This is a genomic window from Nocardia nepalensis, from assembly GCF_048910785.1.
Lineage (GTDB): Bacteria > Actinomycetota > Actinomycetes > Mycobacteriales > Mycobacteriaceae > Nocardia > Nocardia nepalensis.
Genome location: NZ_JBKBET010000005.1, coordinates 515,335 through 527,324 on the forward strand (window position 1 = coordinate 515,335; position 11,990 = coordinate 527,324).

Sequence of the window (11,990 nt, forward strand, 5' to 3'; positions counted from 1 at the left end):
TCGGCCGAACGCCGCGCCGACAGGGCCAGTCGAGCCCGATTTTCGGTGCACGAGCCCGGACGTTCTACCCTGATAGACACAGTTATGACGGGGATCGGCGATAACAAGTAAGGCAGGACCGTGGCGGACACTCGTGCAACCGAAAGCGATGTACCGGAGCACAGGTACAACGCTGGCCTTGCCGGCCGCATCGAGCGCCGGTGGCAGCGGACCTGGGATGAGCGCGGGACCTTCCACGCGCCGAACCCGGTAGGCCCACTCGAGGGTGCGACTCCGGCGGACAAGCTGTTCGTCCAGGATATGTTCCCGTACCCCTCCGGCGCGGGTCTGCATGTCGGCCACCCGCTCGGCTATATCGCCACCGACGTCTTCGCCCGCTATCACCGGATGCACGGACGCAATGTGCTGCACGCGCTGGGCTACGACGCGTTCGGCCTGCCCGCCGAGCAGTACGCGGTGCAGACCGGTGCGCATCCCCGCGAGACCACCGAATCGAATATCGCCACCATGCAACGCCAGCTGGACCGGCTGGGCCTCGGCCACGACCGGCGGCGCTCGTTCGCGACCACCGATCCGGAGTACTACAAGTGGACGCAGTGGATCTTCCTGCGCATCTACAACGCTTGGTACGACCAGGATCTGGACCGCGCCCGCCCGATCGCCGAACTGGAATCGCAGTTCGCCTCCGGTGCGCGGACGACCCCGGACGGCCGGGCCTGGAACGACCTGCCGGCCGCCGAGCGCGCCGCGGTGCTGGACTCGTATCGCCTGGTTTACCAAACGGATTCGGTCGTCAACTGGTGCCCGGGTCTGGGCACGGTGCTGTCCAATGAGGAGGTCACCGCCGACGGCCGCAGTGAGCGCGGCAACTTCCCGGTGTTCCGGCGGCGGCTGTGGCAGTGGATGATGCGCATCACCGCCTACTCCGACCGGCTGGTCGACGATCTGGACCGGCTGGAGTGGCCGGAGAACGTCAAGGCCATGCAGCGCAACTGGATCGGCCGATCCCGCGGCGCGCAGGTCAAGTTCGATGCCGACGGCGAACATCTCGAGGTCTTCACGACCCGACCCGACACCCTGTTCGGTTCCACCTATGTGGTGCTGGCGCCCGAGCACGAGCTGGTCGACAGGCTGACCGCCGCGGAATGGCCCAAGGGCGTCGATCCGCGCTGGACCTACGAGGACGCCGGAGATCCCGCGGAAGCCGTTGCGTCATACCGCAAGGCGATCGCGGCCAAATCGGATCTGGAGCGTCAGGAGAACAAGGAGAAATCCGGCGTCTTCCTGGGTTCCTACGCGACCAACCCGGTGAACGGCGCGCAGGTGCCGATCTTCATCGCCGACTACGTACTCGCCGGATACGGCACCGGCGCGATCATGGCGGTGCCCGGACACGACCAGCGCGACTGGGAATTCGCCTCGGTATTCGGTCTGCCGATCGTGGAAGTCATTTCCGGCGGCGACATTACGACCGGGGCCTACTCGGGCGACGGCGCGCTGGTGAACTCCGATTATCTGAACGGCCTGTCCGTCGATGAGGCCAAGGCCGCGGTGATCGCCCGGCTGGAGGCCGACGGCCACGGTCAGGGCACCGTCCAATACAAGCTGCGCGACTGGCTGTTCGCCCGTCAGCGCTACTGGGGCGAGCCGTTCCCGATCGTCTACGACGAGGACGGCGCACCGCACGCACTGCCGGAATCCATGCTGCCGGTGCAACTTCCGGAGCTGGACGACTTCGCACCGGTGACCTTCGATCCGGAGGACGCCGACTCCGAGCCGTCGCCGCCGCTGGCCAAGGCGACCGACTGGGTGCATGTCGAACTGGATCTGGGCGACGGACCCAAGCAGTACCGGCGCGACACCAATGTCATGCCGAACTGGGCGGGCAGCTCCTGGTATCAGCTGCGCTACGCCGACCCGACCAATGCGGACGCGTTCTGCGCCAAGGAAAACGAGCAGTACTGGCTTGGCCCGCGCACCAGCGAGCACGGACCGAACGATCCGGGCGGCGTCGACCTGTACGTCGGCGGTGTGGAGCATGCGGTGCTGCACCTGCTGTACGCGCGGTTCTGGCAGAAGGTGCTGTTCGATCTGGGCGATGTGAGCGGTTGCGAGCCGTACCGACGGCTGTTCAACCAGGGCTACATCCAGGCGCACGCCTACAAGGACGCGCGCGGCACCTACCTGCCCGCCGCCGAGATCATCGAGCGCGACGGTAAGCACTACTTCCCGGACCCGACCACCGGCGTGGAGATCGAGGCGTTCGAGGAGTACGGCAAGATCGGAAAGTCGTTGAAGAACGCCATCTCGCCGGACGAGATGTGCGATACGTACGGCGCCGACACCTTCCGCGTCTATGAGATGTCGATGGGTCCGCTGGACACCTCACGGCCGTGGGCGACCAAGGATGTCGTCGGCGCGCACCGGTTCCTGCAGCGGGTGTGGCGACTGGTCGTCGACGAGGAGTCCGGCGCGACCCGGGTCACCGACGCGACGCCGTCGGAGCAGACGCTGCGCCTGCTGCACAAGACGATCGCCGGTGTCGATGACGATTACGCCGCGCTGCGCGATAACACCGCGGGCGCCAAGCTGATCGAGCTGACCAACCATCTGACCAAGAGCTACCCGACGGGTGCGCCGCGCGCGGTGGTGGAGCCGGTGGTGCTGATGCTGGCCCCGATGGCGCCGCATATCGCCGAGGAACTGTGGGAACGCCTGGGGCACAAGCAATCCCTGGCGCACGGCCCGTTCCCGGTGGCCGATCCGGCGCTGCTGGTCGAGGAGTCGGTGGAGTACCCGATCCAGGTGAACGGCAAGGTGCGCAGCCGAATTCAGGTGCCAGCCGATGCCGATAACGCCACCATCGAGGCGGCCGCGCTGGCCGACGAGAAGATCGCGGCGGCGCTCGGCGCAAGCGCGCCGCGCAAGCTGATCGTGGTACCGGGACGGTTGATCAATATCGTCGCGTAGCCGTATCGGCGCTCGCCCGGGCATCACTGCGATGCCTGGGCGGAACGGTCTGGGAGCTCTGGACAGCGTCGCCCTGAGCGACCTTGTCGCAGTGCGATTTCGACGCAGACGAACCGCGAGACCGTCAGCGCGGGGGCAGCAGCACGTCGTTGAGGGTGACCATGGAGAGGTTGCGCTCTTTGATGATGTCCACGAGCTGCCCGTAGACGTGGGTAACCGCGGGCGCGTTGGCGTGCCCGATGACGATCGTCTGCGGGTTGAAGTACTTACGCGCGCACTCCAGCAGGTAGTCCTCGGTGATCACCCCGGAGTCCGATAGGGAGCCGTACCACATGGTGGGCACCGTATAGCCGAGGTCCGCGGCTACCCGGTCGACGGTGCCGTTGTGGCGGCCGAAGGGCGGGCGGTAGTACGGGGTGCCGTCCACGCCGAAGTTGTTCCACAGGTAGGACTTCGCGCGCTGGAGTTGGGCGGAGATGCCCGATGCGGACTGTTTGGTCAGGTCGGGATGGTCCCAGGTGTGGTTGCCGAGCTGGATCTGGCCGGAATCGACCAACGGCCGCAACGCATCTCGGTGAATCGCCCAGGAGTCGTAGTAGGCGGTGACGAAGAAGGTGAAGCGCGCGCCGGTATCCCTGGCGAACTTGATATAGGCGCCGACCACCTCCGGGCTCGCGCCGTCATCGACCGTGAGCGCCATGCTGGTGCCCGCACCGGGTAGCGCGGTGATGGTCTGCGCCGCGATCGGCGTCTTCGGTCCGATCGGGGGCGGCGGCAGCAGCGGCGCCGGCAGAATGGGCCCGCCTCCGGCCGATCCGCTATTGAACGGCTCCCCCTCCGCCCGCACACAGCCGGTCAACGCCATCGCGGTTCCCGTAGCCAGCATCAGCAACCGACGTCTATCCACGATCCAAACCCTCTAGCTCGCTCTAGCCGCGCGCTGTCGCCCGGTCGACATAACGCGCAGGTAACGATCGGCACTGTACCCAGCGAAACTGAGCGCGAGCTGAACCTCGGACAACGCGCAAACAAAAACGACAGTATTTTGCTGTCATTTCCAGGGAGTCCGCCCGCGGGCGCGGGACGGAATCACGGCGAGCAGAATCAGTAGGGTCGCAGCACGATCTCGGTGGGATGTCCGTCGCGCGGTGTGTCGATGGCGGTGCGCACGGCACCCGCCACGGTCTCCGGGCGCAGGAACTCCTCCGGCCGGTACTCACGACCTTCACCCGCGATGATCTCGCGCTGCATATCGGTGTCGATGCGGCCGGGATGGATCGATGTCACCCGCAAGGCCGGCTCCTCCAAGCGCAACGCGTCACCGAACGCGCGCAGTGCGAACTTGCTCGCCGCATACGAGGACCAGCCCGGATTCGCTCGCAACCCGGCGCCCGAATTGATAAGCACCACATGGCCATTGGCGGCACGCAGCGCGGGCAACAACAGCCTGGTCAACTCGGCGACGGCGATAACGTTGGCTTCCAGGGTATTTCGCCACTGCTGCACAGACGACTCGGCGATCGAACCCAGGTCCGCGACACCGGCGTTGTGCACCAGCACATCCAGGCGCTGAATCGGCGAAACCGCTTCGGCCACTGCGGAATAGTCGGTCAAATCGACCGGCCATCCGGTGGCGCCGGGCAGTTCGCCTAATATCGCGCGCAGCGCCTCGGCCGAGCGGGCGCCGAGCAAAAGGTCATGGGTCGGAAAGAGTTCGCGAGCGATCGCGGCGCCCAGCCCGCGGCTGGCGCCGGTGATCAGCGCGGTCGGCTTCGGTGTGCTGGTCACGGCGTTGGTCATGGGGCTCACCGTATCCGGCCGGGCCAAAAGCCCAGCAAGGGCAGTAGCACGACCCGCATGTGTGGCGATGGACGCATATCGGTAATAGAGAGATTCACGGACGGGGCATGCCAGAGTGAGATCCGCCGCACACCAGCCGACGATGAGCCGGTCGCGAACCGCCGAGGACTTCTACCTGCCGGTGGCCCGCGACAGCCAGCCCGAGACGGACGCCACAGAACGCGCGTATCTGCGGGTGTCATCGCAGAATAGGGGGATGGCACACCCGGGTTTCACCCCAACACAGCTCGCGGCCCGCGCCGCCTATCTGCTTCGGGGCAACGATCTGGGCACCATGACCAGCGCCGCGCCCCGGCTGTATCCGCATATGTGGAGTTGGGATGCCGCCTTCGTCGCGGTCGGCCTCGCCCCGCTGAGCGTCGAGCGCGCGGTCATCGAATTGGACACCCTGCTCTCGGCGCAGTGGAAGAACGGGATGATCCCGCACATCGTCTTCGCCAATGGCGTGGACGGCTACTTTCCGGGTCCGGCCCGCTGGGAGTGCCGGAAGCTGGCCGAGCACGCCCCGGACGGTCCGGACACCTCCGGTATCACCCAGCCGCCGGTGCACGCCATCGCGGTGCAGCGCATCCTCGACCATTCCCGCCGCCACGGCCGCAGCACCAGGGCGGTGGCCGAGGAATTCCTGAACCGGCGCTGGCCTGATCTGGTGCGCTGGCATCGCTGGCTGGCCCATGCCCGCGACCCCAAGGAGAGCGGCCGGATCACGCTGTATCACGGCTGGGAATCCGGGATGGACAACTCGCCGCGCTGGGACCGGGCCTACGCGAATGTGAGCCCCGGCGATCTGCCGCCGTATCAGCGCGAGGACCTGCTGGTCGTCGCCGACCCCTCGCAGCGGCCGAGTGATCGCGAGTACGACCGCTATCTGTGGCTGGTCGAGCAGATGCGCCGGGCCGGATATGACGACTACCTGCTCGCGTCGACGATGAGTTTCGCGGTGGAGGACGTGTTCGTCACCGCGATCTTCGCGCTGGCCTGTGAGGTGCTCGCCAATATCGGCGAGGAGTACAAGCAGCCCCATGCCGATGTCCGCGAGCTGTATTCGTGGGCGGAGCGCTTCCGCGCCGGCGTAGTCGCGACGACCGACGCACGCACCGGCGCCGCCAGGGACTTCGATGTGCGCCTGCAACGCTGGATCGGCACCGAAACCCTGTCGATGTTCGCCCCGCTGCTGTGCGGCGGCCTGCCCCGCGATGCCGAACGTAGTCTGCTGCGCCTGTTCGAGGGCCCGCGCTTCTGCGGCCACCCGGACCTGCGCTACGCCCTGCCCCCGTCCACCTCACCGGTCTCCAAGGACTTCCGCACCCGCGAATACTGGCGCGGCCCGGTCTGGCCGGTCATGAGCTGGCTGTTCTCCTGGGTCTTCGCCCGCCGCGGCTGGGCCGAACGCTCCTTCATGCTCCGCGCCGAGGGCCTACGCCAGGCCAGCGACGGCACCTTCGCCGAATACTACGAACCCTTCACCGGCGAACCCCTCGGCAGCATGCAACAGTCCTGGACCGCAGCCTCCGTCCTGGACTGGCTCGGCTGACGCGATACCGAAATCCTGGCCCGGCGCGACGATGAGGCGGTCCGCCGGGCGTTCGAGCAGCAGCTCGCCATGGCGCAGTTCCAGTACGACCGCGCACGCGCGCTCGCCTGGCCGGCAGGGAACGGGCTTGGGACGCCGCCGCCGACAAGCGCGTCTAGTAAATACTGTGCAAATGCCTCATGCGCAACACTGGTCACAGAGAGGGCTAGTCGCTATCGTCGAATGGCATGGATAGCACTCGTTGGAGATCGACTCGCGCTGCGGCGTTGTCCGCGATCACTCTGGGCAGCATCCTTGTCGCAACATCGGCGGGGACGGCGACGGCCGGGCCCACCGGGCCGGATGTGTCGTCGTGGCAGCATGTGGACGGGCGGTTCATCGACTGGTTCGCGGTGAAGCGGTCCGGGCACGATTTCGCCATGGTGAAGGCGACCGAGGGGTTGAGTTACGTCAATCCGTATTTCGTGCCGGACAGCGTTTTGATGCGGGCGGCGGGGGTCGCGCGCGGGACGTATCACTACGCGCGGCCGAATCTGCCGCCCGAACCGCAGGCGGCGCTGTACGCGGCGATCGTCCTCGGACAGAACGGGCCGATGGATCTGCCACCGGTACTCGATCTGGAGAGTACGGGCGGGCTCAATCCGGGCGGACTCATCGACTGGACGCATCGGTATCTGAATACCGTGCAGGCGCTGACCGGGCGGGTGCCGATCATCTACACGTATCCGAATTTCTGGAAGTCGGCGATGGCGAATAGCAATGAATTCACCGGGTACCCGCTCTGGATCGCCGATTATCGCGGCAATGAACAACCCGAGGTGCCCGGCGGCTGGCCGACATGGACGTTCTGGCAGACCACCGACGGCGGCAGTATTCCGGGCATCGCGGGCGGCACGGATGTCAACATATATAGCGGCGCCCAAGGCGATTTCGCGCACTATGCGAATATCGCGGGTCTACTCGGCAGCAGCTGAAACAGCACGAAACCGCTACTCCCTGCAGGTCGAGTAGCGGTTTCGTGTGTTTGCGCGCCGGTCGACCAGGTGCCGATCCGGCCGCCGCCCTTCTTTCACACCGAAACGACGGCGGGCCTGGGCAGACTATCGCCACCCGCGAGGCGGGCCTTTCGGCGCTCGCGTCGTCGCGCGCGCCCGGATGCTCTCCTCGTTTGTGCCGACGTCGACGCTAAGCCTCTCGGGCAATCCACAGGCAACGGTCAGATGAACGTGCGACCAATTAGGTAACCCTCAATTTATGACCCATTCGACGTAGCGCGCTACACGTTTCCGGCGCGAGAATCGATAACAAGGACATAGGTAATCAAGTCAGGAGCAATACGATGACTCTGTCCGCAGCAAAACCCCATCTCAGCCCGCAAGCTCTCGACTATCTCGATTCGATTCTCGCGGGCGCGGTGGCCGAGGCGCGCGTCGTACTCGTGGACCACGAGGATATCGATAAAGAGGGCGACGGCGGCTGCAACAGGTGCACCCACCCCACCTGCATCGGCTTCATCCCGGGCGGCGGCGCGGTGTGCCAGCGCCCGAGCTGCCATCACAGCTTCTTCAGCCACCGCATCTTCTGAGGATGTGCACAAACAAATGTTGCTCCCGTTCGTATCGAACGAGAGCAACAGTCGGCGCCGGGGCTAGGCATTGACTTGCAGGGCGATCACGACCTCTTGTTCGTTCTCCGGCAGATAGTGCACCTGGAGTATCCGGCCGACCTGGACCTGACCGACGCTGGCCGGTGGCAGGAACTTATCCACGCTTGTCGCGAAAGTCGTTCCGTCCGGCCGGGTTACGACCAGCCCGAGCTCGATCTTGGAATGCCCGTTGCGAATCTCACCGGGAACCGCCAGCGACTGCACGACCGCCTGAGCGGTGATGCCACGCTCGGCGATATCGAGTTTGGCCTTGGTGGTGAAGCCCTTTCGGATCATCGACTCGTTCATGGCGCGCTGTGCGGCCGACATATCGCCGGAGCGGTCGACCTCGACCTTGTCCGTGCGATCGGGGAGATAGCGCACCGGCAGGACGACGCCGGGCTGCAGCAGGGCGAGTTCGGTGAGCGGCACGATCATCTTGGCGTGTGAGTCGAAGATCTTGCCGTCTGCGCCCTCGACGCTGAAGTCGATGCGGATCTGCGGCTGATCGTTGACGGTCAGACCGGTCTGCCGGAAGGACTTGATGGTGCCGATGCCGACCAGACCGTCGCGGAAGGCCGAGCTGTTGTTACCGGTGAACGCCGCAAGGATGCCCTCGCCGGTGAAGGCGAAGACCATCGGAACAATGGTGAGGGCGATGATCGGCAGCGCCAGCTGCGGTCCGACCCAGGCCAGGGTGCCGTCGTCGAAGGGACCCGAGCTGGTGTAGGTCAGGCCGTGCCAGAGGTAGTAGCCGATCGAGAGGACGAGGAAGGCGACGGCGAGCGGGCGGGCGATGTTTTTCATGATATTCCCTTGTGCGTGAACTGATTCGGGTCGCTGGGCCCCGCTCACGCCCCTCGTATCAAGGGGCGTGAGGGGGATGGCTTTCCTGGTCAGCCGCCGACCACGGTCGAGCAGGCGAAGGTGATGTCGAATTTCGAGGTCTTCGGGCCCGCCGTCGGATTGGTGAGGTCGGGGGCGCCGACGCCCTCGCCGGTGACCTTGTAGGTGTTGCCGTCCTTGACGACCTTGGCGGAACCGCCCGGCATGCCGTTGCCGAAGCCGAGGGCGTAGGGCATCCCGTTGGTGCCGCCCTTGCTGCCCGCGACCGCGACGGCCTGGACGTTGTCGGCGCCGGTGATGGAGGCGCTGACGCTCAGGGTGCCGTAGGTGGCGTTATCGGTGTCGCTGAGCGCGAGGGCCAGGGTGCCGCCCTGCTTGGCGCAGGTGGTCTCGAATTTGCCGTCGAGCGCCTTGCCGTCGACCGCGGCGGCCGACTTGCCCGACGTCGGCGCCGGGGCGACGGCGGCCGAGGTGGCCGGCTTCGCCGAGCTGCTCGAGTCGTCGCTGCATCCGGCGACGAAGAGGGCGAAAACGGCGGCCGAGGCGGTGAGAGCGGCGGCGGAGATGCGGACCGGCTTGGTGTTCATGGTTTGTTCCTTTTGCTTCGTTCGGCTCCGGTGTTGGGCCGATACGAGAAAGGTAGGAATCGAACGCGCCCTACCGATCCCAGGTTTTTCGGAGTCTGAAACGGTGGAACTTCCGTTAACCTGGTCGAATGCGACGGCCGCGCGCGATGGTGCTGGACGAGGTTTGGCGCCGACTCGACGGCGTCGAACCGCTCAGTGGACCCCACGGCGGGCCGCTGCGGCGCACGGTGAAGCTCATCCTGGATCCACTCGTCATCCGTCCGGTGCAGAATCCGCTGTGCGCGGGGCCGATCGTCACCGCCGACGGCGCGACCCTGCTTGCCACCCGGATACACGCCGCCGCCGATGTACTCCGCGCGACGGCCGCATGGTTTTCGCTGCTCAAACAGGTCCGGCGGGCACTGCGGATCACCGAGGGCAATCCGCAGGATCTGTACTTCCAGCGTTCGTTCGAACTCGCCACCACATCGGGTATGCCGGATCCGGACCGGGACCGGGCGACCGCCGAGGCGACGCTGCGCGATGTGCACGAATTCGCGGCCGGACGCACCACGCAGGCGCTCAAGGAGTACATCACCGCGGGTGCGCGGATCACCGAGCTCAGCTCATTGATCGATATCGCGTGGCGACGACGTCCGGTGGACGGGCCGACCGGGGATCACGCCGAGATGTTCGCGGCGCTGCTCGAAGCGTGCGGCGCGGCCCGTGCCGGTGGCACGGCCGACGGGCAGCGGACATTCGATCGCCTGGTGGCCACCTATGCGGGCACGCATGGCGGAATTGGGCTGTGGGGCAACACATCCACGCCGACGGCCCACCAACTCGGGCTGACCACGCGCCCGCTTCCGCAGCCGCCGGCGCTCGGTTCGTCGGCCTCGAAGGCCAGTCTGGGGCTGCCGTTCGATCGCAGCATCTATGAGCGGGTGTTCACTGTGCTGCAGGCCTCCAGCGAGCGGGCCGAACTGCCGCCGATTCCGGAACTGGTAACCACCGAAATCGCCCGAAGCTGCTCGCCCTGGGCACTTTTGGACGAGTCGCTGCGGGTTGCGGCGACCACCGGAGCCGCGCTCGCACTCGGGCTTCGGCCGATTGCCGCGGTTGCGGCGCGGGCGAGCACCAATGGCGTGTGCCCAACCGAATCGGCGGCGACCGAAACGGCGGCGCATCGGCTGATCAATGGCCGTTGGCAGCGGGAGGCATATGTATTGCAGGCCCGACGGCTTGCGGTGCGTGCCGATATCGACATACTCGATGGCCCACTGGCCGCCATTGCCGCCGAACTGCGCACTCCGTGGCGGCCCTATCTGCGACGACTGTGGGTCCGGCTGCACGGCCGCGATGTCAGGGAGGTCGGCGTCTACGAGCCCGACGAGCTGTGGGATCTGCTCGATGGCGTGGCCCGCTCGGTAATGCTGGACCATCGGATGCGGGTCAAACGGGCGCTGAGCGCTGATTCCCTGGTCACCGAGCCGGATCCGGCGGAATCGAGGGCGAGCTGATGAGCGCGAGCGTGCGAATCGGACGGGTCGCGGACGGCATCTGGACCGTCGTGCCCGATGGCGCGCCGACCGTACTCGACGCCTCGGCGGCGATCGATGCGATGGTGCTGGAGGTGCTCGGCGGCCATCTGTCCTGGAGTCTGCTTGCCGGACAGACAATTCCGGCCGCGGTCATCGACAATCTCGAGCTGGCACACGACTGGCTGTGGGCGGTGTACGGCGAACCCGTCGCCGTGGCCATCGCCGACTTCGACAGCGGCGCTGCCGAATTGACCGACGGGGCCCAATTCGCTGCCGAACCCGCCGTGCCGGATCTGGTGACCGCCGCCTGGCGGCTCGGGTTCGCGCATTGGGCCACCCGCTGGTGGCCCGCATCGACGATCGACGGCATCACCCCGCTCGACGACCGGCTGCTCGACCAGGAGATCACCGCATTGCGCGCGGAGTGCGAACTGCTCATCGATGACGAGACGGCATCGGACGACGAGACCGTGGATATCAACGCAGCGGTCGAAGTATCGACTCGCGCAGCCGATTACGCGCTGGCCGCCGGTGGCGGGGCAGACCGTCCGGCCGGGGCGCTGTCACTCGGGCGGGGCACCGGTGGATGGGACTGGCGACGGTGCCCGCCGGGGCTCATCGACGCGTCCGAGCGGGCGGTGTCGTGGGAGTCGATACGGGGATCGGGAACCACGACTGTCCGTGTCACCGCGGTCGCCGCACCTCAATTGGGTTCGGCCACACCGGCACATCTGCGTCCGCGTGCGTCCATCACCACGCCTGTCGGTACCGCGGAGGCCGAGCTGAACCTGATCGGCGATCTCTGGACCGGTGCGGCGACCACGCCATCGGATTCCGTCTCGGCGGTGGATGTGTATGTGCCCGGTGTCGGCGCGACCCAGGATCCGAAGTTGGGCGGCCCGCAGATGCGGCAGCGGATTCGCGAACTCGCGACCGCGCGGTTGCGGCGGGCGACCGGTGCGCACGATGCCGTCGATGCGCCACTGTTGGCCGAAATCGCCGCCGCCGCATCGGATTCGGACTTCTGA

At 66.6% G+C, this 11,990-nt stretch carries 10 protein-coding genes; 6 read left to right on the plus strand and 4 right to left on the minus strand.

The window, feature by feature from the left end; all coding sequences use genetic code 11:
• The first annotated feature begins 120 nt into the window (after window positions 1-120).
• Entirely contained in the window at window positions 121-2,970 is a 2,850-nt protein-coding gene (leuS, locus tag ACHQ4I_RS06700; RefSeq protein ID WP_420770777.1) for a leucine--tRNA ligase, read from the plus strand.
• Window positions 2,971-3,094: 124 nt separating this feature from the next.
• Here the strand turns inward: leuS and ACHQ4I_RS06705 are convergent, their stop codons facing one another.
• Together ACHQ4I_RS06705 and ACHQ4I_RS06710 are read right to left on the minus strand one after the other, a co-directional pair.
• Window positions 3,095-3,856 (minus strand): polysaccharide deacetylase family protein, encoded by a 762-nt coding sequence (locus ACHQ4I_RS06705; protein ID WP_420770842.1) that lies wholly within the window; start codon window positions 3,854-3,856, stop codon window positions 3,095-3,097.
• 218 nt (window positions 3,857-4,074) lie between these two features.
• Entirely contained in the window at window positions 4,075-4,770 is a 696-nt protein-coding gene (locus ACHQ4I_RS06710; protein WP_420770778.1) for an SDR family oxidoreductase, read from the minus strand.
• A gap of 256 nt (window positions 4,771-5,026) precedes the next feature.
• Here ACHQ4I_RS06710 and ggh point away from each other — a divergent pair, with 256 nt between their 5' ends.
• The 3 genes from ggh to ACHQ4I_RS06725 all read left to right on the plus strand — a co-directional run bounded on the left by ggh (window position 5,027) and on the right by ACHQ4I_RS06725 (window position 7,949).
• The gene (ggh, locus tag ACHQ4I_RS06715; protein ID WP_420770843.1) at window positions 5,027-6,364 is read left to right on the plus strand and encodes a glucosylglycerate hydrolase; all 1,338 of its coding nucleotides are present in this window, start codon (window positions 5,027-5,029) and stop codon (window positions 6,362-6,364) included.
• Window positions 6,365-6,591: 227 nt separating this feature from the next.
• Window positions 6,592-7,338 carry a glycoside hydrolase family 25 protein gene (locus ACHQ4I_RS06720; RefSeq protein WP_420770779.1) on the plus strand — a complete coding sequence of 249 codons (747 nt, stop codon included), beginning with the start codon at window positions 6,592-6,594 and terminating at the stop codon, window positions 7,336-7,338.
• 365 nt (window positions 7,339-7,703) lie between these two features.
• Complete coding sequence (locus ACHQ4I_RS06725; protein WP_420770780.1) at window positions 7,704-7,949, plus strand: hypothetical protein; 246 nt, start codon at window positions 7,704-7,706, stop codon at window positions 7,947-7,949.
• Window positions 7,950-8,012: 63 nt separating this feature from the next.
• On the opposite strand, the gene ACHQ4I_RS06730 is transcribed toward ACHQ4I_RS06725, so the two are convergent.
• Together ACHQ4I_RS06730 and ACHQ4I_RS06735 are read right to left on the minus strand one after the other, a co-directional pair.
• Entirely contained in the window at window positions 8,013-8,816 is an 804-nt protein-coding gene (locus ACHQ4I_RS06730) for a hypothetical protein (protein ID WP_420770781.1), read from the minus strand.
• A gap of 89 nt (window positions 8,817-8,905) precedes the next feature.
• A complete protein-coding gene (locus tag ACHQ4I_RS06735) occupies window positions 8,906-9,442 on the minus strand; it encodes a lipoprotein LpqH (protein ID WP_420770782.1) in 537 nt (178 codons plus the stop codon).
• 146 nt (window positions 9,443-9,588) lie between these two features.
• On the opposite strand from ACHQ4I_RS06735, the gene ACHQ4I_RS06740 reads away from it, so the two are divergent.
• The gene (locus ACHQ4I_RS06740; protein ID WP_420770844.1) at window positions 9,589-10,941 is read left to right on the plus strand and encodes a P-loop NTPase family protein; all 1,353 of its coding nucleotides are present in this window, start codon (window positions 9,589-9,591) and stop codon (window positions 10,939-10,941) included.
• Window positions 10,941-11,990 carry a hypothetical protein gene (locus tag ACHQ4I_RS06745; protein WP_420770783.1) on the plus strand — a complete coding sequence of 350 codons (1,050 nt, stop codon included), beginning with the start codon at window positions 10,941-10,943 and terminating at the stop codon, window positions 11,988-11,990. Before ACHQ4I_RS06740 ends, ACHQ4I_RS06745 begins: the two co-directional genes overlap by 1 nt.